The sequence below is a fragment of the Cupriavidus sp. JZ107 genome, from assembly GCF_053903255.1.
Window position 1 is genome coordinate 50937 of the sequence record NZ_CP096480.1, and the last position, 21944, is coordinate 72880.

17 protein-coding genes are annotated in these 21944 nt (G+C 68.4%); 11 read left to right on the forward strand and 6 right to left on the reverse strand.

Annotated elements, in window-relative coordinates:
• The 3 genes from M1D55_RS00235 to M1D55_RS00245 are packed head-to-tail and all read left to right on the forward strand — an operon-like array spanning position 1 to position 3475.
• On the forward strand, positions 1–1965 hold the full coding sequence (locus M1D55_RS00235; protein WP_006577591.1) for an ABC transporter permease: 1965 nt from the start codon (positions 1–3) through the stop codon (positions 1963–1965).
• On the forward strand, positions 1962–2762 hold the full coding sequence (locus M1D55_RS00240; RefSeq protein ID WP_006577592.1) for an ABC transporter ATP-binding protein: 801 nt from the start codon (positions 1962–1964) through the stop codon (positions 2760–2762). Before M1D55_RS00235 ends, M1D55_RS00240 begins: the two co-directional genes overlap by 4 nt.
• Positions 2759–3475 (forward strand): ABC transporter ATP-binding protein, encoded by a 717-nt coding sequence (locus M1D55_RS00245; RefSeq protein ID WP_006577593.1) that lies wholly within the window; start codon positions 2759–2761, stop codon positions 3473–3475. The genes M1D55_RS00240 and M1D55_RS00245 overlap by 4 nt, the downstream gene beginning before the upstream one ends.
• A gap of 22 nt (positions 3476–3497) precedes the next feature.
• Here M1D55_RS00245 and M1D55_RS00250 read toward each other — a convergent pair whose 3' ends face one another.
• A complete protein-coding gene (locus M1D55_RS00250) occupies positions 3498–5753 on the reverse strand; it encodes an ATP-binding protein (RefSeq protein ID WP_456280763.1) in 2256 nt (751 codons plus the stop codon).
• Between the two features lie 178 nt (positions 5754–5931).
• On the opposite strand from M1D55_RS00250, the gene M1D55_RS00255 reads away from it, so the two are divergent.
• Complete coding sequence (locus M1D55_RS00255; RefSeq protein WP_006577596.1) at positions 5932–6426, forward strand: MarR family winged helix-turn-helix transcriptional regulator; 495 nt, start codon at positions 5932–5934, stop codon at positions 6424–6426.
• Between the two features lie 50 nt (positions 6427–6476).
• On the opposite strand, the gene M1D55_RS00260 is transcribed toward M1D55_RS00255, so the two are convergent.
• Complete coding sequence (locus M1D55_RS00260; RefSeq protein ID WP_456280764.1) at positions 6477–8846, reverse strand: molybdopterin cofactor-binding domain-containing protein; 2370 nt, start codon at positions 8844–8846, stop codon at positions 6477–6479.
• A gap of 139 nt (positions 8847–8985) precedes the next feature.
• Between M1D55_RS00260 and M1D55_RS00265 the strand changes: the two genes are divergently transcribed.
• A complete protein-coding gene (locus M1D55_RS00265; RefSeq protein ID WP_456280765.1) occupies positions 8986–9786 on the forward strand; it encodes a TetR/AcrR family transcriptional regulator in 801 nt (266 codons plus the stop codon).
• A 40-nt stretch (positions 9787–9826) separates the two neighbouring features.
• Here M1D55_RS00265 and M1D55_RS00270 read toward each other — a convergent pair whose 3' ends face one another.
• From M1D55_RS00270 to M1D55_RS00285, 4 genes are read right to left on the reverse strand one after another with little or no spacing between them, the layout of a single operon-like run.
• The gene (locus M1D55_RS00270; protein WP_064576753.1) at positions 9827–10459 is read right to left on the reverse strand and encodes an N-carbamoylsarcosine amidohydrolase; all 633 of its coding nucleotides are present in this window, start codon (positions 10457–10459) and stop codon (positions 9827–9829) included.
• Positions 10449–11540, reverse strand: coding sequence for a 2,5-dihydroxypyridine 5,6-dioxygenase (locus M1D55_RS00275; RefSeq protein ID WP_456280766.1), 1092 nt, complete (start codon positions 11538–11540; stop codon positions 10449–10451). Before M1D55_RS00275 ends, M1D55_RS00270 begins: the two co-directional genes overlap by 11 nt.
• A 51-nt stretch (positions 11541–11591) precedes the next feature.
• Entirely contained in the window at positions 11592–12422 is an 831-nt protein-coding gene (locus M1D55_RS00280) for an alpha/beta fold hydrolase (RefSeq protein ID WP_456280767.1), read from the reverse strand.
• 17 nt (positions 12423–12439) lie between these two features.
• Entirely contained in the window at positions 12440–13192 is a 753-nt protein-coding gene (locus M1D55_RS00285) for a maleate cis-trans isomerase family protein (RefSeq protein WP_456280768.1), read from the reverse strand.
• Positions 13193–13532: 340 nt separating this feature from the next.
• On the opposite strand from M1D55_RS00285, the gene M1D55_RS00290 reads away from it, so the two are divergent.
• From M1D55_RS00290 to M1D55_RS00315, 6 genes are all read left to right on the forward strand, one after another.
• On the forward strand, positions 13533–14714 hold the full coding sequence (locus tag M1D55_RS00290) for an FAD-dependent oxidoreductase (RefSeq protein WP_456280769.1): 1182 nt from the start codon (positions 13533–13535) through the stop codon (positions 14712–14714).
• A gap of 127 nt (positions 14715–14841) precedes the next feature.
• Entirely contained in the window at positions 14842–15351 is a 510-nt protein-coding gene (locus M1D55_RS00295) for a (2Fe-2S)-binding protein (RefSeq protein ID WP_456280770.1), read from the forward strand.
• A 56-nt stretch (positions 15352–15407) separates the two neighbouring features.
• The gene (locus tag M1D55_RS00300; RefSeq protein ID WP_456281341.1) at positions 15408–18365 is read left to right on the forward strand and encodes a c-type cytochrome; all 2958 of its coding nucleotides are present in this window, start codon (positions 15408–15410) and stop codon (positions 18363–18365) included.
• Between the two features lie 172 nt (positions 18366–18537).
• Positions 18538–19848 carry an MFS transporter gene (locus M1D55_RS00305; protein WP_052511234.1) on the forward strand — a complete coding sequence of 437 codons (1311 nt, stop codon included), beginning with the start codon at positions 18538–18540 and terminating at the stop codon, positions 19846–19848.
• A 291-nt stretch (positions 19849–20139) separates the two neighbouring features.
• Positions 20140–21096 (forward strand): tripartite tricarboxylate transporter substrate binding protein, encoded by a 957-nt coding sequence (locus M1D55_RS00310; protein WP_023263361.1) that lies wholly within the window; start codon positions 20140–20142, stop codon positions 21094–21096.
• A 51-nt stretch (positions 21097–21147) separates the two neighbouring features.
• A complete protein-coding gene (locus tag M1D55_RS00315; protein ID WP_232206027.1) occupies positions 21148–21942 on the forward strand; it encodes an enoyl-CoA hydratase/isomerase family protein in 795 nt (264 codons plus the stop codon).
• Positions 21943–21944 lie beyond the last annotated feature (2 nt).

Sequence of the window (21944 nt, forward strand, 5' to 3'; positions counted from 1 at the left end):
ATGACACTGACAAGCTTGCTGGCCCAGTTGCTGAACGGCCTGGCCGAAGCCTCGACGATGTTCCTGGTGGCCGCCGGGCTGTCGCTGATCTTCGGCGTCACGCGCATCGTCAATTTCGCGCACGGCTCGTTCTTCATGCTGGGCATCTACCTGTCCTATACGGTGGTCAGCCGCATTGGCGAGACCGCCGCGGGCTTCTGGGGCGGCGTGCTGGTGTCCGCGCTGCTGGTCGCCGCGATCGGCGCGCTGGTCGAGTGCGTGATCCTGCGGCGCATCTATCAGGCGCCGGAGCTGTTCCAGTTGCTGGCGACCTTTGCGCTGGTGCTGGTGATCAAGGATGCGGCGCTGTTCGTCTGGGGGCCCGAGGATCTGTTCGGCCCGCGCGCGCCGGGCCTGAGCGGCGCGGTGGAAATACTGGGCCAGCGCTTCCCGCAATACGATCTGGTGCTGATTGCGATCGGCCCGCTGGTGCTCGGCCTGCTGTGGCTGCTGCTGACACGCACGCGCTGGGGCACGCGGCTGCGCGCGGCGACGCAGGACCGCGAGATGGTCGGCGCGCTCGGCATCAATCAGGCCTGGCTGTTCACCGGCGTGTTCGCACTCGGCTGCTTTCTCGCGGGTCTGGCGGGCGCGCTGCAGGGTCCGCGCGTGCCGGCCAACCTCGCGCTCGATCTGGAGACCATCGGCAGCGCCTTCGTCGTCGTCGTGGTCGGCGGCATGGGCTCGATTCCCGGCGCCTTCCTGGCTGCGCTGCTGATCGCCGAGATCAAGGCGCTGTGCATCGCGCTCGGCACGGTGTCGTTCGGCGGCGTCGAGATCGCGCTGACCAGGATGACGCTGGTGGTCGAGTTCCTGGTGATGGCGGTGATCCTGGTGGTGCGCCCATGGGGGCTGCTGGGCAAGCCGCAGGCGCCCTCGCGCAACGGCGCCGAGCTGGAGGCGCCGCTGCGCGCGCCCGGCAGGGCCGTCAAGCTCGCCGGCGCGCTGACGATCGCGGCGCTGCTGGCGGTGCCGCTGCTGGCGCAAACCTATCCGTACCTGACGGTGCTGCTGGTCGAAATCCTGATCGCGGTGCTGTTCGCCGCCAGCCTGCACTTCATCATGGGCCCGGGCGGACTGCATTCGTTCGGCCATGCCGCCTACTTCGGCCTGGGGGCCTATGCGGCCGCGCTGCTGCTGACCAAGTGGCAGCTGCCGATGGAGAGCACGCTGCTGCTGGCGCCGCTGGTGGCCTGCGCCGGCGCGATCGTGTTCGGCTGGTTCTGCGTGCGGCTGTCCGGCACCTATCTGGCGATGCTGACGCTGGCCTTCGCGCAGATCGTCTGGTCGGTGATCTACCAGTGGGACGGCTTTACCGGCGGCAGCAACGGTCTGCTCGGCGTGTGGCCGGCCGGCTGGCTGTCCTCGCCGACCGCCTTCTACTACCTCACCATGGGGCTGTGCTGCCTGTGCGTGCTGGCGCTGCGTCGCATCCTCTTTGCACCGTTCGGCTACGCGATGCGCGCCGGCCGCGATTCGGCGCTGCGCGCCGAGGCGATCGGCATCGACGTCAAGCGCGTGCAGTGGGTGGCGTTTGCCATCGCCGGCCTGTTCTGCGGCATGGCCGGCGTGCTGTTCGCCTATTCGAAGGGCAGCATCTCGCCCGAGGCGATCAGTGTCGGCCGCTCGGTCGACGGCCTGGTGATGGTGCTGCTCGGCGGCGTGCAGACGCTGGCCGGGCCGCTGGTCGGCGCCTCGGTATTTACCTGGCTGCACGACACCATCGCGCGCGAAACCGAGTACTGGCGGGCGCTGCTGGGCGCCACCATGCTGCTGCTGGTGATCCTGTTCCCGGCCGGCATCGTAGGCTCGCTGCGCAAGCGCTTCGTGCGCGAGACGGAGCCGGCCGAGGCCGAGCCGGCCGCTGGTGCGCCAGGGGCGGCCCCCTCGCCGTGGCAATCCCCCTCGCTGAAGGAGCCGGCATGACGCTGCTGCAAGTCAGACATCTGGGCAAGGCGTTCGGCGGCGTCAAGGCGGTCAGCGACGTGTCGTTCGACCTGCCGGCCGGCCAGCTGCTGGCGCTGCTCGGCCCCAACGGGGCCGGCAAATCGACCTGCTTCAACATGCTGAATGGCCAGCTGAAGCCGGACCAGGGCTCGATCCGTTTCGACGGGCACGAGATCGCCGGCATGCGGCCGCGCGATATCTGGCGGCTCGGCGTTGGTCGGACCTTCCAGATTGCCGCGACCTTCGGCTCGATGACGGTGGTCGAGAACGTGCAGATGGCGATCCTGTCGCGCGAGCGCAAGCTGTTCCAGCTGTGGCGGCCGGTGCGCGGACACTATCGCGACGAGGCGATGGCGCTGCTCGAACAGGTCGGCATGGCCAGCCAGGCCGAGCGCGCCTGCGGCGTGCTGGCCTATGGCGACGTCAAGCGCGTCGAGCTGGCGATCGCGCTGGCCAACCGGCCGCGGCTGCTGCTGATGGACGAGCCGACCGCCGGCATGGCGCCCGAGGAGCGCCGTGCGCTGATGGCACTGACGAGGCGGCTGGTCGAGCGCCACCAGCTGTCGGTGCTGTTCACCGAGCACAGCATGGACGTCGTGTTTGCCTATGCGGACCGGATGATCGTGCTGGCGCGCGGCCAGCTGATCGCCGAGGGCGATGGCGAGACGATCCGCAACGATGCGAAGGTGCGCGAGGTGTATTTTGGCACCGGCAAGACCTTCGAAAGCCGAGCCGGACACCACCGATCGGCACAGACGCAGGAGGGCTCGGCATGAGCGCCGACACGCTGTTGGAAGTGAGCGGCCTCAATGCCTTCTATGGCCGCGCGCATATCCTGTTCGACGTCGGGCTGGAAGTGCGGCGCGGCGAGGTGGTCGCGCTGATGGGCCGCAACGGCGCCGGCAAGTCGACCACGATGAAGGCGCTGATGGGGCTGCTCGATCGCGCGCACGGCAGCATCCGCTTTCGCGGCCGGGATCTCGCGCGCGCCAAGCCGTACCAGATCAGCCGCATGGGCATGGGCTTCGTGCCCGAGGACCGCCGCATCTTCACCGACCTGACGGTGATGGAGAACCTGGAGATCGGCAGGCAGCCGCCGCGTGCCGATGCGGTCGAATGGACGCCGCAGAAGCTGTTCTCGCTGTTTCCCAATCTCGGCGAGATGCCGAACCGTCCGGGCGGGCAGATGAGCGGCGGCGAGCAGCAGATGCTGACGGTGTCGCGCACGCTGATGGGCAATCCGTATCTGGTGCTGCTCGACGAGCCGTCCGAAGGCGTGGCACCGGTAATCGTGGAGCAGATGGCCAACATGATCCTGGCGCTCAAGCGCGAGGGCATGGCGATCCTGCTGTCCGAGCAGAACCTGCATTTCGCCGAACTGGTCAGCGATCGCGCCTATGTGCTGGAGAACGGCCACATCCGCTATCACGGCACCATGCCGGAGCTGGCCGCCAACGACGCGGTGCGGCGCGAGTACCTGGCGGTATAGCGGCAGCTGGACCAGGCTGGACTCAGCGCCCACCGTCCTCGATCAGCCGCAGCAGCGCATCGGGGCTGACCGGCTTGACCAGATGCTGGCCGAAGCCGGCAGCCTTGCTGCGATCGCGGTCGGTTTCCTGCCCGTAGCCGGTCAGGGCGACGAAGCGGCACGGATGGTCCCCCAGCGCCTCGCGCAGCCGCCGCACCAGCTCGTAGCCGTCCATCACCGGCAGGCCGATGTCGAGCACCGCGACGTCGGGCGCAAAACGTTCGACGATGCGCAGCGCCGAGAGTGGGTCGTAGACCACTTCGACGTGATGGCCGTAGGCCGTCAGCAACTGCGCCAGCGCCTGCACCGAATCGACGTTGTCGTCGACCAGCAGCACGCGGCGCGCATCGGCTTGCGCCACCGCGGCGGCCGGCTCCTCGCGGTGCGCCGCGGCGACCAGTTCGGCGCTGGCGGCCGCGGGCAGCCGGATCGTGAATTCGCTGCCGTGGCCCGGCCCTGCGCTGGTGGCCGACACGCTGCCGCCGTGCAACTCGACCAGATTCTTGACCAGCGCCAGGCCGATGCCGAGCCCGCCCTCCTGGCGGTCGATCTTGCGCGGGCCCTGATAGAACAGCTCGAACAGATGCGGCAGCATTTCCGCGGCGATGCCGATGCCGTTGTCGCGTACCTGGATCACGATGGTGCCGGTGGTGCCATTGGTGCCATTGGCGCTATTCGTGCCGTCCGTGCGGCCCGCGCCGACCTCGTTTCCTTCGTCATCGTGCCGTGCCGACAGCTGGATCTCGCCGCCGATATCGGTATAGCGCGCGGCATTGGTCAGCAGATTGGCGACCGCCTGCGCCAGCCGCACCGGGTCGCCTTGCCAGACCAGCGAGCGGTCCACTTCGAACGACAGCCGATGGCTGCGCTGCTCCAGCAGCCGGCTCGCCATCTCGACGGCCTTGGTCAGCACGTCGGCAAGTTGAACCGTCTCGATCTTCAGTTCGATGTTGCCGCGCGTGATGCGCGAGACGTCGAGCAGATCGTCGATCAGCCGCACCAGATGATCGACCTGGCGCTCGATGATGGCCCGTTCGCGCTGGGTCTCGGTGGAACCGCGCATGCGCATCAGCTGCAGCGCGGTCACGATCGGCGACAGCGGATTGCGCAGCTCGTGCCCCAGCATCGCCAGGAATTCGTCCTTGGCCTGGCTGGCGCGCTCCAGTTCGCGCACCAGGCGTTCGCGCTGCTGCTCGGCGAGCTCGCGCGCGACGCGGTCGCTGGCGTCGCGCGTGAAGCAGCGCGTATAGCGCAGCTTGCCGTCCTCGAAGCAGCCGTTCGAATGGATCAGCACGGGCTTGATGCTGCCGTCCTTGCAGCGCAGCCGGGCGGGCTGGTCGTACAGCGTCTCGCCGGCCTTCAGGCTGTCCAGAATGTCCTCGATCACCGCCGCATCGACGTGGAAGTCGGTGATCGGGCGTCCCACATACTCGTCGTAGCGATAGCCCAGCATCTCCAGTTCGGCCCGGTTGGCCCACAGGATGGTGCCGTCCGCCGCGACGCGATGCACGCCCTCGGCGGCATTGTCGAGGAAGTCGGTCAGCTCGATCTCGCGCCGGCGCAACGTCGATTCGGCCTCGCGCAGCCGCTTGACCTCGTTCTCCAGCGCCAGCGCCTTCTGCTGCCATACCGCGGCGCGCAGCGTGCTGTCGGCGATATCCGGTGCTTTGCCAGCGGCGGTGGCGTAGAAGTGGGTGTGGACGTCGCAGACGCAGCGGAAGTGCCGCGCCTGCTCGTCGCTGGCGAACACCCGATGCGGATACGCGCACAGCAGCCTGAAGCCGTGGCGCCGGATCAGATCGTTCCACAGTTCCTCGAGCCGCAGCGCGGCGTCGTGCATGCCTTGCTCGCACAGCAGCGCGACCATCTCGCCGAACGCGTGCAGCGGTGGGGCACGCCGCGCTTCCGCGGCCACCAGCTCGCCGACGCTTGCCAGAAAGCGCTGTTCGTCCGGCCATCCGTCGACCATGAAGCGGTCCAGCGTCGCCTGCGCTGGCAGCGTGATCAGATTGCCGGTGTACCAGGGCCGATCGTCCCGTCCCGGACCGAGGCCGCTCAGCAGCGGCAGCAGGGCGTCCAGATGTTCCTCGGTGGCGATCAGGATCGCGCTGCCGCCACAGCGCAAGGCCTCGTCGGCGAACTCGCGCACGTCCGCGAGAAGGATCGAATCCTCGTCGTAAAAGCGGACCATGTGCGAGGGATCGGGCTTGGCCAGATGCCCCGGGATGACGGCTGACATGGGAACGGTGTGGGCGCGCTGCGTCGTGGAGAAGGTCCCATGATACTGCGCGCGCGTGCGGGCACGGTCAAATTGCTCGGCGACCGGGACGAAATGCCAGTGGATGCCGGGCGGAAAGCGGCGGCGAAGGCCCCGTAGCGAGGCCGTGCCCGATATACTCTGCGCAACACTCCCACCGATGCCGCCACGCAAAGTGTCCACCTCGTCATCCAACAAGAACAAGACGCCGGTCCCTTCCTACGATTTCACCGATCAGGTCGGCCACCTGCTGCGGCGGGCCTATCAGCGGCATGTCGCGATTTTCCAGCAGACCATTCCCGATTCGCAGCTGACCGCGGCGCAGTTCGTCGTGCTGTGCGCGGTCAAGGAGCGGCAATCGTGCTCGCTCAGCGAGATCGTGCGCGCCACGGCAATCGACCAGGCCACGGTGCGCGGCATCATCGAGCGGCTGAAGGCGCGCGAGCTGATCGCGGTGTCGCACGATCCGAGCGACCGGCGCAAGGTAGTGGTCACTGTCACGCCGGCGGGGCTGGCGCTGATCGACGAGACCATCCCGTTCGCGCACCAGATCACCGAGCAGACCTTCGGCGACCTGAATCCTGCCGAACGGGTTGCGATCACCTATCTGCTCAAGAAGATGAGCGAGTTCGACGAGCGGGAGCCGGGGGCGTAAGGTTCGAACGCGGTGGTTGTCGTTCCCGCGCAGGCAGGACCCAGCGGCTTTCAACCGGCAAGAGCAGAGACACTGGGTCCCCGCATTCGCGGGGACGACGATGCTCCGTTCGCTGCCGCTTCCGCCAACGCCGCCCGCACCGATTCCGGCGTGAAGGGCGGCCGGCGCAGCCGCAGGCCGGTGGCATCGAACAGCGCATTGGCCAGTGCCGGCGCACCCGGCAGCGAAGCCGATTCGCCGGCGCCCAGCGGCGCCTCGTGCTGGCGCGGCATCAATACCACCGAAATCGGCGGCAGCTCCGGGAACGTCAGCAGCGGATAGCTGCCCCATTCGCGGCTTGCCACGCCGTCCGCGTTGAAGCGCACCTGCTCCTTCAGCGCGCGGCTGAGGGTCTGCACCACATTGCCATGCACCTGATGGCGGACGCCGTCGGGGTTGACCATCATGCCGGTGTCCTGGCCGACCACCACGCGCAGCACGCGGATGCTGCCGCTGTCGGGCTCGACCTCCAGATCGACGACCCACGCCGACCAGGCCGCGCCAAAGCCGGGAAACTTGCTGTGGATATAGCGGGCATAGGCGATGCCGCGGCCGCGCAGCTTGCCATCGGCATCGGGCGTGCCGCGCGTACCGCGCTGCCCCTCGCGCCACAGCGCTTCGTTGGCGACAGCGCTCAGCAGCTCGGCCGCGCGCTCGTCGCGAAGGTGGCGCAGCCGGAAGGCCAGCGGGTCAGCGCCAGCCTCGTGCGCGAGTTCGTCGATGAAGGACTCGTGCGCGAAGGTATTGGGCAGCGCCGACACGCCGCGCAGCCAGGCCGCGCGGACGATGGCCGGCGTATCGTCGCAGGCGATGCGGGTTCGCGCGTAGTCGTAGGGCGGTACCGCGGTGCGGTCGCCCATTTCCAGCATGCGCGGCGCCGGATCGACGGTGCCGGTCAGCAGCAGCGCCAGCGTCGGCGCGTCATTCGACGGATAGCGGCTGACGAAGTCGTAGCCCAGCAGCGCGCCGTCGGCGCCCAGCGTGCCCTGCACGTCCATCAGCTGTGCGGCGCCCTTCGGCTCCCACAGATGTTCCTGCTCGCGCGACAGCTGCACGCGCACTGGCCGGCCTACCGCGCGGGACAGAAGCACCGCGTCGGCGCAGACATCGTCGGCGCAGTTGCGGCCATAGCAGCCGGCCGCCTCCATCCGCACGATCTCGATCCGGCCTTCGTCGAGGCCGGTCAGGCGCGACAGGTCAATGCGCAGCACATGCGGATTCTGCGTGCCGGACCAGACCGTCAGCGTGCTGCCGCGCCCGTCGTTGCCCTCGCCGTCGCGCCACTCAGCCACGCCGCAGGACGGCCCGATCGATGCATGCATCTGGTAAGGCCACACATAGCTGCGCTTCAGCGTGGCGGCGGCCTGCCTCGGTGCCTCAGCGGCCAGGTCGTCCGCGCGCAGCGCGCGCCGTTTGGCGGGATTGGCGCGCAGCGCCGGCTCGGGGTCGTCCAGCGGCGGCAACGGCGGCACGGCGCGCCAATGCACGCGCAGCCGGCGCGCCGCTTCGATGGCCTGCTCCTCGCGCTGCGCGACCACGCCGACGAAATCGCCGATCGTCACGACGTCGACCACGCCCGGCACGTCGCGGATCGAGTCCCGATCCACCGAGACCAGGCTGCGGCCGACGAAGTCGCCGGCATCGCGCCCCGCATACGGGGGACGGATCACGCGCCCATGCAGCATGCCGCGCACGCGCACGTCATGGACGAAGGTCAGCGCGCCGGTGGCCTTGGCCGGAATATCGACGCGCGGCGCGGCCCTGCCGACCACGCGATAGGCGCTGGCCGGCTTGGTCGCGACCTCGTCGGCGAGCGGCAGTTCGACGTGATCGTCGCCGAGCAGCGCACCGTAGGTCAGGCTCGTTTCGGCCGGGGTATCGTTGCCCGGTCGGGCCGGCTGACGGACCCGAATGCGGCCGTCGTCGACGAACAGGCTGTTGGCCGACACACCGAGGCGCTCGGCGGCACGCGCCAGCAGGAACGCGCGCGCCTGCGCCGCGGCGCGGCGCAGCGGCTGCGCGGAAATCTGGATCGTTGCGCTGGCGATGGTCGGGCCCTGGTTCGGCGTGGCATCGGTATGCCCGAGCACCATGCGGACCGAAGCGAGCGGCACGTCCAGCTCCTCGGCGACGATCTGCGCGAGCGCGGTGCGGATACCCGTGCCCAGATCGACGTGGCCATTGAAGGCCAGCACCTCGTCGTCCGCGCGCACCGCGACGAAGACATCGGGCAGCGCCGGTACATAGTCGGACGCAGCGCCGGGCTGGCCGGGCGCCGGTTTGGGCGCGGCCTGCGCGGCGCGCGTGATCAGCAGCACGCCGCTGGCCTGCGCCAGCGCCCTTCTCAGAGCCCGCGGAGAGTCATCGTCGTGCATCGGCATTGGCTTGGTTTCCCTTCGATGGCGGACGCGCCGCCATGACCACGACATGGCCTTGTGCGGCCGGCAGGGCCCGCGGCCGCCCGCACCTTCGACAGTTATACTGGCAGCTTCGCAACGCCAGATCCTCGCAACCGACGACATGACCACCGCGACGGCAAAAACCAGGGCAGCGGCCGGCACGCGGGCCCGGCAAGCCCAGGATACGCGCGCCAAGATCCTGAAGGCGGCCATCAAGGTGTTCGCCGAGCGCGGCTACGACGGTGGGCGGGTCGAGCGGATCTCGTCGCTCGCCAAGACCTACGACCGGATGATCTACTACTACTTCGGCAGCAAGGAAAAGCTGTTCGTCGAAGTGCTCGAGACCATCTACACGCAGTTGAACGAGGCCGAGCAGGCGCTGGAGCTCGATCCGGACAATCCGGTGCGCGCGCTGATGCAGCTGACCGATTTCGTCTGGCACTACTACCTGGACCACCCCGAGTTCGTCGCGATCCTGACCAGCGAGAATATCAGCCAGGGCCGCCATGCGAAGAAGTCCGGCCGGCTCAAGGAAATCTCGAGCTACGCGCTGTCGGTGCTCGACGGCGTGCTCGAGAGGGGCAAGGCCAGCGGCCATTTCCGCCCGGAGGTAGGCGCCCGCGACATCTATCTGGTGATTGCCTCGCTCGGCTACTTCTACAACTCGAACCACCATACGCTCAGCGCCTTCCTCGGCGAGCCGATGATGAGCAAGCCGGCATTGGAGCACTGGCGCGACGTGATGCAGCACACCGTGCTGAACGCGGTCTGCCGGCCGGCCATTGCCGCGGAGCAGGCTGCTGCGGAGGAACCGCTGGCGGCTTCGCAACCGGTCAAGGCCGCGCGCAAGCCGGCGCGCAAGACCGCGAACAAGACCGCGATCAAGAGCGGGCAGAGCGCCCGCGTGGCGGTGGCGGGTTGAAGCGGGGCGCATCGGCGGTCTCGCGCTTCTCGTCGAAGCCTTAACGGGCCTGCGCCGCGGCGATCGCGGCCAGCGCCTCGTCGCGCGGCATCACGGTCGCGTACTTCTGCTCCATATCGAAGAGATTGGCCTGATGCGGCCCCAGCGCGCGATCGCCGACGCAATCGGACAGCACCAGCGGGCGGAAGCCGTACGACATCGCGTCGACGACGCTGGCACGCACGCAGCCGCTGGTCACGCAGCCCGCCACCAGCAGCGTGCGCACGCCGCGGTGCGCCAGCCAGGCTGCCAGCGACGTGCCGAAGAACGCCGACGGTACCGTCTTGCGCACCACCAGCTCGCCGTCGCGCGGCGCCAACTCGGGCACGATCGCGCTGTCGTGGCTGGCCTCCTTCAGCGTCAGCATGCCCGGCACCTTTTGCGTGAAGACATTGCGGTCGGCGTCGTCGTCGGCAAAGACGATGCGCGTATGCGCGATCGGCCAGCGCTGCTCGCGCGCGGCCGCCAGCAGCGGCCCGGTGTTGGCGATTGCCTGCGGGATATTGCCGCCGCCGAACACCGCCGGATCGGCGAAGCCATTGACGAAGTCAATGATCAGCAGGCCGAACGGCGCGGCGATCTCCATGGTCGCGCCAAAGCCCTGGCGCTGGTACGTCGACACTTCATCCTGCATGTCTGGCTCCATCGGTTCGATAATCGAAGGCTTGCTGCATCGGCGCGCCGCCATCCATCACGCGGCCACGTTCCACCACCGTCTCGCCATCGAGGCTGACGGTGCAATGACGCACCGGAATGTCGATGTGGCAGGCGGTGGTGCGGCTGCCGCCGGCCTCGTTGTTCGGGCCGAACGAGCACAGGAAGTTGCCCTCGTAGGCGCGCGCGTCCATGCCGATGGTGGCCTCGCGGTCGTACATCGCCAGCGTGGACCAGCGCGCCCGTGGCTGCAGGCCCCAGCCGATATGCGACATCGCATAGGCCTCCGGGTCGTTGAACGAGGCCATGTAGTCGGCCAGCAGCTCGGCGTCGAGCTCGCCGTCGATCGACGTGACATAGCCGTTCTGGACGGTGATATCGATCGGCGCCTGCAGATAGGACTTCATCGGCAGCAGGATGTCGCCGCGATCGAGCACGATGCGGCCGTTGGTACCGCCCTCGTTGGGCCAGGTCAGCACGAAGCCGCTGGGCCAGTGGTCCCAGCGGCCGGGTTCGTCGACGAAGCCGTACTCGCTGATCGCCGGGAATTCGCCGAGCGCGCAGCGCAGGTCGGTGCCGGCGTCGGAGACGATATGCATCTCCCGCGCCCGCGACAGCCGCGCCGTGGCCGCGCGCACGCGGGCGCGGTCCGCTTCCGTCGGCACGAGCCGCACCAAGACCTCGGGCGGCTCGACGGCCAGCAGGATCTTCGTGCCGGTGGCGAGGATCTCGTGCTGCTCGGGCGAGAACAGCAGCGTCATCAGGTCGAGCACCAGGTCGCTGGCCTTCAGCGCCGCGATCGCGGCCGGATTGCCGGTCAGCGGCGTGGTGCCCAGATACGCCAGCGAATCGCGGCTCAGCGCCTTCTCGGCATTGACCGGCGGCAGGTCCAGCCGGTTGACGATGGCGCCCATCGACGAGGCCGCCAGCAGCGCGGTGCGCATTGTCTGTGGATGCGTGGCGGCGCTGGTCAGCACCGTGACGCTCTGGCCCGGCTGCAGCTTCGACAGCGTCAGCACCTGCTTCCAGGCCTGCGTCAGATCATGATCGCTTACCGGCATGCGTTCTCCTTGCTCGGTGAATCGGTGAGTCGGTGATGAGTCGCGGCGCGCTCATGCCTGCAGCGGCGCGCCGAGGAAATCGCCGAAGGCGCGATAGAAGCCCGCCTCGTCGTCCCACGGAATCATGTGGCCGGCGTCGGGCACGCGCGCGACCTGCAGCTGTGGCATCAGGCCGCGGATTTCCTCGACGTCTTCCGGGCGGATCACGTCGCCGCGGCCCGCGACCATCAGCAGCGCGGGCACGGCGACATGCGGCATGTCGGCATGCACGTCGTCCTGGTGGAAGCCGTCGAAGCTCGCCACCACCGCGCGCTCGTCGCAGGTATGCAGCCATTCGGCGCGCAGCCGCAACTGCGCCTCCGTCCAGGTCGGACAGAACGCGCGCATGCCGTCGACATCGATGCCCCGGCGCGCCAGCCGGATCGAATCGACATACCAGGGCAGTTGCGAGGGGTAGGGCCGGCGGCCAGGGCCAGACACCGGCGGGTCGATCATGGCCAGGCGAACCAGGCCGGCCGGCTTCGCGCGCGCCGCACGCAGCCCGATGCGCGCACCCATCGAATGGCCGACCACGCTGTAGCGCTTCAGGCCCAGCGCCTCGGCGAAGGCGATCACGTCGGCCGCCTGTGCATCGAGGCTGTAGTCCAGCGCCTCGCCCGCTTCGGACAGGCCGCGGCCGCGCACATCGAGCACATAGGTGTCGAACTGGCGGCCGAAGCATTCGCCGACGAAGCCCCAGGTCATCGCGGGGCTGGTGATGCCGGGCACGACGATGACCGGGTCGCGCGCCTCGCGGCCCTCGCCAGGGCCGCCGTAGCGCAGGTAGTGCTGGCGGATGCCGTTGGCGAAGACGTTGGCGCCGTAGAGAAAGGAGGTCGTCATGGCTGTCTCCCCGCGGCTCAGTACGCGCCCGACAGCAGCGTGCCGCCGCCCGGCACCACCGCCTCCAGGTCCAGCGCCTTCAGCATCGCGTAGGTCGTCGCGATCGCCGCGGTGATCACCGGCTTGCCGGTCATCGCCTCGACCTTCTCGACCACCGGCAGCGACGGCATCTGCACGCAGGCCGACAGCACCACGGCATCGACATCGCCCGTATTCATCTGCGCGACGATGGCCGGCAGGCGGTTCGGATCGTGGCGGCCCACTTCGAGGTTGTCGGGGATCTCCAGCGCGCGCCAGTCGACGACCTCGTAGCCTTCGTTCCGGATGTAGTCGACCACCAGCTCGGTCAGCGGTTTCATATACGGCGCCACCAGCGCAATGCGTTTGGCGCCGATCACCTTCAGCGCGTTGACCAGCGCGCCGGCGCTGGTCACCACCGGCGCGGTGCCGTCGTTCTCGGCGGTGCGCGACTGCAGCCGCTCCTCCGACACGCGGTGATAGCCAGGCCCCATCGACATGATCGCGACGAGGCAGGCGTAGCCGAGCACGTCGACGCGAGCATCGCTGAGCTCGATCGCGCAGCGGTCCGATTCGGCGTCCATCGCGGCGAGTTCCTCCTTCCTGACCGTCTTCATCCGCATCCGGCTCGAATGGAACGTGAAGCGTTCCGGCCGCACCAGCTGGCGCGCCGCCAGCATCGCAGGGATCTCGGTTTCCATGGTGGTGTTGGAGCTCGGCACGATCTGGCCGATCCGGAAGACTTTCTGCACTGTCGACTCCGTTTTGTCGGTATAGAGGGGCGCTACGGCGAGCCGTCTTGCGCGTGTGTCGGATCATTGTAGTGTACACACTGTATTACTACAACCAGATCCGACACCGTGCCGAATGCACCATTTTAGTAAGCACTCAACGAACGAAGAACGCGAATGGTGCTTGATTTCACGAGATTGGCGCATTGCAACGTTACAGGCACGTCGATACCTAGGGATTACACGGAGTCCGGGTAATCCGCCTTTACGCACAAAAATATGGTGTGTACACTCAATTCAAATCGCTGGCCCGGGCCGGCGCGGACCGTGTTTGATTGGAAGTGATGGCCAGGAGAAAAACGTGCAAGGCAAACCTCGTATCGCCGTGATCGGTGCAGGACTGGGAGGAACGGCCGCGGCGGCGCTGCTGCAACGTCAGGGTTTCAACGTCAGGCTCTATGAGCAGGCCCCGGCGTTCTCGCGGCTTGGCGCCGGCATCCATGTCGGGCCCAACGTGATGAAGATCATGCGCAGGATCGGCATCGAGGACGGACTCAATGCGATGGGCTGCCATCCGGATTACTGGTACAGCCGCGACTGGGAGACCGGCGAGGTGATCGCGCAGATCCCGCTGGGCGACTACGCGGTGTCGCACTATGGCGCCACCTATCTGACCGTGCACCGCGGCGACTTCCATGCGCTGCTGACCGATGCGGTCGCGCCCGGCACGCTGCTGTTCGACAAGAAGCTGACGCAGGTCGAGGATCTGGGCGACGTGGTGCGCCTGAGCTTCGCCGACGGCACCGTCGAAGAGGCCGATATCGTGATCGGCGCCGACGGCGTCAATTCGAAGATCCGCGAAACGCTGCTGGGCGCCGAGCCGCCCAAGTACACCGGCTACATCGCGCACCGCGCGGTGTTCCCGATTTCGCGCGTCAAGGGCTTCACGCACGACCGCTGCACCAAGTGGTGGTCCGACGATCGCCACATGATGGTCTACTTCGATACGAGCAAGCTCGACGAGATCTACTACGTGACCGGCGTGCCCGAGCCCACCTGGGACATGAGCAAGAGCTGGCTGCCGAGCAGCATCGAGGAGATGCGCGCCGCGTTCGATGGCTGGCACCAGGGCGTGCAGTCGCTGATCGAAGGCACGGTCGAGGTCACCAAGTGGCCTTTGCTGGAGCGCGATCCGCTGCCGCTGTGGAGCCGCGGCCGTCTGGTATTGCTCGGAGACGCCTGCCATCCGATGAAGCCGCACATGGCGCAGGGCGCGGCGATGGCGATCGAGGACGCCGCGATGCTGACGCGCTGCTTCGTCGAAGCCGGGCTCGACGACTTCGGCACGACCTTTGCGTTGTACGAAGCGAACCGCGCCGAGCGCGCCAGCAAGGTGCAACGGGTCTCGCACGAGAACACCTGGCTGCGCACCAACGAGAATCCCGACTGGTGCTTCGGCTACGATGTGTTCGAGGTGCCGTTGGTCGAGCCCGCCGCCGCCCCGGCGGCAGCCAGCACGGCAACCGCAGCCGCAGCGGCCTGAGCGCAGGCCTTGCGCGGGTCCCCGGGCCCGCCGGTGCGGTGCGGCCGGCGCGGTTCGGCCGGAGATGAACCGTGAATCCCGGAGGCGCGGCAACTTCGCATTGCCGCCCCCAAGCCAAGCCAGCCCCATGAGCGTGTCCCGCCCCCCCAGCCAGCTCGCGCTGAACGTCAATCGCACCGAGCGATCGGTCTGCGCCGACCCCGCGACGCCGCTGCTCTATATCCTGCGCAACGACCTGGAATGCAACGGCCCCAAGTATGGCTGCGGGCTGGGCCAGTGCGGGGCCTGCACGGTGCTGATCGACGGCGTGGCGGCGCGTTCCTGCGTGGTGCCGGTCAGGGCCGCGGTGGGGCACGCGGTCACCACGCTGGAAGGCCTTGCGCAGGGCGAGCGGCTGGACCCGGTGCAGCAAGCCTTCATCGATGAACAGGCGGCCCAGTGCGGTTACTGCCTGAACGGCATGATCATGACCGCCAAGGCCTTCCTGTCGACGCATCCCGACCCCACCGACGAACAGATTCGCGAGGCGCTGCGCTTCAATCTGTGCCGCTGCGGCACGCACGTCGAGATCGTCCGCGCGGTCAAGCGCGCTGCGGACTTGCTGCGGCAGGCCCGCGCACAGGCGGAGCGCCGATGAACGATCTGGCAAAGGTGCCGGGTAGCCGCGAACTTTCTGAAGGCGCGGCCGTGACGATGCCGGTCCGTCCGCCGCCCGCGCGCGAACAATGGCTGTTCGGCGAAGTCGTCCGGCCCCGCGGTCCGCTCGGTGCGAGGCTGCGCGCTTTCGATGCCGAGGCGGCACGCGCGGTGCCCGATGTGGTCGCGGTGGTCGCGCGCGGCAACTTCCTCGCCGTGGTGGCGCGCTCCCCGGAGCAGGCTGCCGCCGGTGCCGCCGCGTTGCGGCCGGTATGGTCGGATGCCGGCGGACGTGCCGACCAGCGCGTTCCGCGCCGGCGTCGCATCGTGGCTTCGCATGGCGACGCAGCCTCGGCGCTTGCCGCCGCGCCCTCGCGGCTCGAACAAACCTATCGCTGGCCGCTGGCCGGCATCGCGCCGCCCGCGGCCACCGCGATCGCCGACTGGCGCGAAGGCGAGCTGCGGGTCTGGCTGCCGGACAGCCGGCCCGGTGCGCTGCGCGCCGAACTGGCGAAGCTGCTCGATATTGCCGAAACCGCCGTCACGCTGGTCTGCTGGCACGACGGCGCCGATATGGTCGATATGGCCGGCGGCGCGGCGGGGGCGAGCGTGTCCCACCATGCGGCCGGCGATGCCGCGCTGCTGGCGCAGGCCGTCGGTGGGCCGGTGCTGGTTCGCTTCGATGCCGCCGCGTTCGACGATGCTGCCGGATGGATCGAGACCCGCATCGCCAGTGCCACGAACGGTGGCGGCCCGGCCGGCAATGTGGTCGCCATCTCCGCCTATCAGGTCACGGCCACGCCGATGCCCGTGGAGTCTCGGCCGCTGGCCTCGCTCCAGACCGGTACGCCGTCCGCGCAGTCGGACATCCGCGTGGACGATGACGCCGCGCTGGTGCCGCCGTATCGGATCGACCATCTGGAGGCCGTGTCAACGGACACGGCGCACCCGACCGCTGCCCTCGCCGTCAATCCATTGGCCGGCGCCGTTGCGCAGGTCTTCGCGCGCGAGTCGCATCTGGACGAAGCGGCCGCGCTGGCCGGCGTCGATCCGGTCGCGCTGCGTCTGAACCATTTGCAGGACGAGCGAGGCGCGGCACTGGTTCGGCAGGTCGCGCTGCAGGCCGCATGGCAGACCCCTGCGCTGCGCGGCGCTACTCGCGACGCGTCGGCAGGCGTTCGCCGCGGGCGCGGCTTCGCCTACGCCAGCGTGCTCGACGCCGATGGCGAGCAGCCGATGCAGAGTTGGGCGGCGTGGGTCGCCGACGTCGAGGTGGATGCGTTCAGCGGCGAAGTCAGCGTGACACGAGTCACGCTGGGCCATGACAGCGGCGAATCCACACCATCGCCTTCGTCCCGTGGCGGGCGGGCCCTTGCGCCGGCGCTGGAACACGATATTGCGGAGGCGACGCGCCGATTGACCGCGCCGGCGCCGTCGTTCGACAGCTGGCACGTTGCGCCCGATGCCGCCACCGCGCTGCCCGCGACGGTTGGCACGCTGCCTCCCGAGGTCCGCGTCGTCGGCGGCCTGACGACGACCGCGGGTCTGCGCGGCAGTGCCGCCGCGACGCTGCCCGCCGCCGCCGCGATCGCCAACGCCATCTTCGACGCCACCGGCGTGCGCCTGCGCGAACCGCCGTTCAGCGGCGAACGCGTGCGCCTGGCGCTGGCCGGCGAACGCGCCGAGAGCCGGCCGGCAGGGCGCAAACGCAATTGGCTGCTTGCGGCCGGCGCGGCCATCGCGGGGCTGTGCGCCACCGTGATGCCATGGCGATCCGCCATCGCGCCCGTTGCGCCCCCCGAGCCGGGCTTCTATTCCGCCGCGACCATCGAACGCGGCCGCCTGGTGGCCGCGGCCGGCGACTGCGCGGTCTGCCACACCGCGCCCAACGGCGCCAGGAATGCCGGCGGCCTGCCGCTCGCGACGCCGTTCGGCACGATTTACAGCACCAACATCACGCCCGATGTCGACACCGGCATCGGCAACTGGTCGTATGCCGCGTTCGAGCGCGCGATGCGCGAAGGCATCCATCGCGATGGACGCCGGTTGTATCCGGCCTTTCCCTACACCGCGTTCGCGAAGATCAGCGACGGCGACATGCGGGCGCTGTACGCCTATCTGATGTCGGCCGAACCGGTGCGGTCGCAGGCGCCGAAGACCGCGCTCGCGTTCCCCTTCAACCTGCGGCCGCTGATGGCGGGCTGGAACCTGCTGTTCCATCGCAACGAGCCGTTCCAGCCCGACCCGTCGCGCTCGTTGCAATGGAATCGCGGCGCGTATCTGGCCGAAGGGTTGGGACACTGCAGCGCATGCCATTCGCCGCGCAATGCGTTTGGCGCGGAAAAGGGCGGCCGCGCCTACCTGACCGGCGGCGAGGCCGAAGGATGGGAAGCACCGGCATTGACCGCGCTGTCGCGCGCGCCGATTCCCTGGACCGAGGAAGACCTGTTCCAGTATTTGCGCACGGGCTACTCCGCGCGCCATGGCGCGGCGGCCGGGCCGATGGCGCCGGTCGTCGAAGAACTCGCGCAATTGCCCGAGAGCGACGTCCGCGCGATCGCGCACTACGTCGCATCGTTCAACGCGCCGCCGCCGGATGCCGCCGCGCTCGACCGGCAGGCGCGCGCGCTGGAGCAGCGCAGCGCGACACTGGCCCGCACGATGACCGGACCCGCCGACCGGCTCTACCAGAGCGCCTGCGCGGTCTGCCACCAGTCCGACCAGGGCGTGCCGATGTTCGGCGTCAAGCCGTCGCTGGCACTGAATACCAATCTGCATGGCGACAAGCCGGACAACGTGATCCAGGCCGTGCTGAAGGGCATTCCGGCGCCGCCATCGAATGCGCTGGGCGAAATGCCCGGCTTTGCCGACAGCTTCGATGACAAGCAGGTCGCCGAACTGGTGCACTACCTGCGCGCCCGCTTTGCGCCGGACAAGCCGGCCTGGCAGGGCGTCGACCAGGCGGTGGCGCGAATACGCGGCAGCGCGTCCGCCGCCGGCCACGGCGCGCAATAAGTTCGACGAGGTCGCCGCCACCCGCCAGCGCTTCCGAAGACATTCCCGATCACGATGCAGCACGCACTGCATCGGACCCCAGTCACGCCGACTCCGCACCTTGCGTCATCGACGCCGAGGCGGGGACGGTGTTGACGCCAGCACCCGAAGGTAGACCAAGCAAGGAGCGAAGATGTCGTATCAGTACCCTCAAGGAACGGCCGGCGTGCTGGCCCCAACGACGGAACCGGATGTCTACCGCAAGGTGACATGGCGTCTGATTCCGTTCTTCTGTCTGTGCTATCTGGCCGCCTATCTGGATCGGATCAACGTCGGCCTGGCCAAGCTGCAGATGCTCGACGACCTGAAGTTCAGCGAGACCGTCTACGGCCTGGGCGCCGGCCTGTTTTTCGTCGGCTATATCCTGTTCGAGGTGCCGAGCAACCTGGTGCTGCAGAAGGTCGGGGCACGCATCTGGATCGCCCGCATCATGGTGACCTGGGGCCTGCTGTCGGGCGCGACCATGTTCGTCACCACGCCGACGCAGTTCTATATCGTGCGATTCCTGTTGGGTGCGGCGGAAGCAGGCTTCCTACCCGGCGTGCTGCTGTATCTGACCTACTGGTATCCCACGCATCGCCGCAGCAAGATCATCGCGCTGTTCATGATCGGGCTGCCGCTGGCCAGCATGATCGGCAGCCCGATCTCGGGCTGGATCATGACGGCGTTTGCCGGCGTCTACGGCTATGCCGGCTGGCAATGGCTGTTCTTCCTCGAGGCGCTGCCCTCGGTGCTGCTCGGCGTGATGGTGTTCTTCTATCTGCCGAACAATATCGACTCGGCGAAATGGCTCGATGCCGGCGAGAAACGCACGCTGCAACGCAATCTCGAAGCCGACGTGCTGGTCGAGAACCAGCATTCGCTGAAGGCAGCCTTCACCGATCGCCGCGTCTGGATGCTCGGCGTGATCGACATGTGCCTGCTGATGGGGACGTACTCGATCGGCTTCTGGATGCCGACCATCATCCGCGATTCGGGCGTTGCCAGCCCGCTGCATATCGGCCTGCTGACCGCGATTCCGCATGCCGTGGCGGTGGTCGCCATGCTGATCAACGGCGCACACTCGGACCGGACCCGCGAACGCCGCTGGCATATCGTGGTGCCGGTGCTGTTCGGCGCCGTCGGGCTCGTCGCCAGTACCTTCGTCACCGGCCATACCGGCGCGACGCTGGCGCTGCTGACGCTGGCCAACGTCGGCATCGTGGCAACGTTCCCGGTGTTCTGGTGCCTGCCTTCGACCTTCCTCAGCGGTACCGCGGCGGCCGCCGGCATTGCGCTGGCCTGCTCGATCGCCAACCTGGGCGGGTTTGCGGCGACCTATCTGCTGGGGTGGATGAAAGACACGTTCCACAGTCCGAGCGCCGGCCTGATCCTGTTCGCGGTGTGCCTGCTGGGGAGCTGCCTGCTGGTGCTGGCGATGCCGGCGAAGACGGTCAATCGATAGGCGCGCGGCAATGTTGGCCGGGGCGCTGCGGCGTGCTCGGCCCCGTTGCCCGGCCGCGGCCCGGTGAAGGTCCTCGCCTTCGCCGGGCTTTTTTACGTCCGCCGATGTCCGTCGTGGGCCGGCAGATCATTCCATGCAGTGGAATTGCGGGGGTGTGAGCCAGCGTCGCAGGCCCTAAGCTGTCACCAACAAGAAAGCGCGCCGCTGCGGTCGTTCCGGCGGCCAAGGCGCTCCCATCTTCAGGAGACAGACATGCATTGCACCCGCACCGGATTCTTCCGACGTGTTGCCATGGCGGCCGCCGCCATCTCGTTGACGATGGCCGCCGCCGCGCCGTCGTTGGCGGCTTACCCCGACAAGCCGATCCGCATGGTCGTGCCGTTTGCGCCCGGCGGCGGCACCGACCTGATCGCGCGTGCCATGGGCGTCACGATGAGCGAGGACCTTGGGCAGCCGGTGATCATCGACAACAAGCCCGGCGGCGGCACCATCATCGGCACCGAGGCGGTCGCCAAGAGCGCGCCCGACGGCTACACGCTGGTAATGGCCACCATTGCCCATGCCGTCAATCCGAGCCTGCACCGCAAGCTGCCGTTCGACACCGACAAGGCATTCACGCCGGTGATGCTGGTGGGCCGCTCGCCCAATGTGCTGGTGGTCAAGCCCGACAGCCCGATCAAGACGGTGCAGGACCTGATCGCCGCCGCGCGGGCGAAGCCCGGCAAGCTCAACTATGCGTCGCAGGGCGCGGGGACCTCGGCCCACCTGGCCGGCGAGCTGTTCAAGAGCATGGCGAAGGTCGACCTGATTCATATCCCCTATCGCGGTGCCGGCCCGGCGATCACCGATCTGCTCGGCGGCCAGGTCGACATGATGTTTGCCACGGCGGCCGCGGTGGCGCCGCACCTGGAGAGCGGCAAGCTGCGCGCGGTCGCGGTGACGACGGCGCAGCGTTCGCAGGCCCCGGGCCTGAGCAAGGTGCCGACGATTGCCGAGAGCGGGGTGCCGAACTACGCCGCCGACAGCTGGTATGGGCTGTTCGCCCCCGCCGGTACGCCGCCGGCGGTGATTGCACGGTTGAACGAGGCGGCGAAGAAGGCGGTGCAGACGGAGTCGTTCCGCAAGCGGGCCGAGCAGGAGGGCTTGAACATCGGCGGCGGCACGCCGGAAGAGTTCGGCCGCTACGTCAAGGGCGAAAGCCAGCGCTGGAGCAAGGTCGTCAAGCAAGCCAACATCACGGTCGACTGAGCGCGGCCGGACAACCAGATAACGAGACAACGAGACAACGAGAACAGGATCATGGACCCATATTCCCTTATCGAGCTGCGGGTGGAATCAGGCATCGCGCTGATCACCTTCAACCGCCCGGACAAGCGCAACGCGATGAGCGACGACATGCGCGCCGAGTTCATCGACGCCCTCGAACGCGTGGCGGCCGACAAGACGATCCGGGCGCTGGTGCTCACCGGCAATGGCAAGGGCTTCTGCGCCGGCGGAGACGTCGCCGGCATGCAGCGCCGCATGGAAGCGCCGCAAGGCGAAGTGGCCTTCAACGGCTGGAGCCGCCAGCAGCGCGTGCACCACACCGTCAAGCTGCTGCACACGATGCCGAAGCCGACGATTGCCGCGGTCAACGGCGCCGCGGCCGGCCTCGGCGCCGATACCGCGCTGTGCTGCGACTTCGTGCTGGCCTCCGAGGCCGCGTCGTTCTCCTGGTCCTATATCAACCGCGGACTGATTCCGGACGGCGGCGGCATGTACTTCCTGCCGCGCCGCGTGGGGTTGTCGAAGGCGAAGGAACTGGTGTTCACCGGCCGCAAGGTCGATGCGCAGGAGGCGAAGGCGCTGGGTATCGCCGACCGCCTGAGCCAACCGGAGACGCTGATCGCCGACGCGCTGGCCTGGGCGAAGGAACTCAGCCAGGGCTCGGCCACCGCGATCGCGCTGGGCAAGAGCATCATCAACCAGTCGTTCGAACTGCCGGCCGACCAGATCTTTGCGCAGGGCAGCCAGGCGCAGGGCATCTGCTACACCAGCACCGAGCATCGCGAAGCCGTGCTGGCCTTCCTGAACAAGACTGCCAGCAAGGGCTGATT

Excerpts from the sequence above, each read along its gene's own strand:
- M1D55_RS00235 (WP_006577591.1), top strand. The coding sequence starts at position 1 with ATGACACTGACAAGCTTGCTGGCCCAGTTGCTGAACGGCCTGGCCGAA.
- M1D55_RS00240 (WP_006577592.1), top strand. The coding sequence starts at position 1,962 with ATGACGCTGCTGCAAGTCAGACATCTGGGCAAGGCGTTCGGCGGCGTC.
- M1D55_RS00245 (WP_006577593.1), top strand. The coding sequence starts at position 2,759 with ATGAGCGCCGACACGCTGTTGGAAGTGAGCGGCCTCAATGCCTTCTAT.
- M1D55_RS00250 (WP_456280763.1), bottom strand. The coding sequence starts at position 5,753 with ATGTCAGCCGTCATCCCGGGGCATCTGGCCAAGCCCGATCCCTCGCAC.
- M1D55_RS00255 (WP_006577596.1), top strand. The coding sequence starts at position 5,932 with ATGCCGCCACGCAAAGTGTCCACCTCGTCATCCAACAAGAACAAGACG.
- M1D55_RS00260 (WP_456280764.1), bottom strand. The coding sequence starts at position 8,846 with ATGCCGATGCACGACGATGACTCTCCGCGGGCTCTGAGAAGGGCGCTG.
- M1D55_RS00265 (WP_456280765.1), top strand. The coding sequence starts at position 8,986 with ATGACCACCGCGACGGCAAAAACCAGGGCAGCGGCCGGCACGCGGGCC.
- M1D55_RS00270 (WP_064576753.1), bottom strand. The coding sequence starts at position 10,459 with ATGCAGGATGAAGTGTCGACGTACCAGCGCCAGGGCTTTGGCGCGACC.
- M1D55_RS00275 (WP_456280766.1), bottom strand. The coding sequence starts at position 11,540 with ATGCCGGTAAGCGATCATGATCTGACGCAGGCCTGGAAGCAGGTGCTG.
- M1D55_RS00280 (WP_456280767.1), bottom strand. The coding sequence starts at position 12,422 with ATGACGACCTCCTTTCTCTACGGCGCCAACGTCTTCGCCAACGGCATC.
- M1D55_RS00295 (WP_456280770.1), top strand. The coding sequence starts at position 14,842 with ATGAGCGTGTCCCGCCCCCCCAGCCAGCTCGCGCTGAACGTCAATCGC.
- M1D55_RS00300 (WP_456281341.1), top strand. The coding sequence starts at position 15,408 with ATGCCGGTCCGTCCGCCGCCCGCGCGCGAACAATGGCTGTTCGGCGAA.
- M1D55_RS00305 (WP_052511234.1), top strand. The coding sequence starts at position 18,538 with ATGTCGTATCAGTACCCTCAAGGAACGGCCGGCGTGCTGGCCCCAACG.
- M1D55_RS00310 (WP_023263361.1), top strand. The coding sequence starts at position 20,140 with ATGGCGGCCGCCGCCATCTCGTTGACGATGGCCGCCGCCGCGCCGTCG.
- M1D55_RS00315 (WP_232206027.1), top strand. The coding sequence starts at position 21,148 with ATGGACCCATATTCCCTTATCGAGCTGCGGGTGGAATCAGGCATCGCG.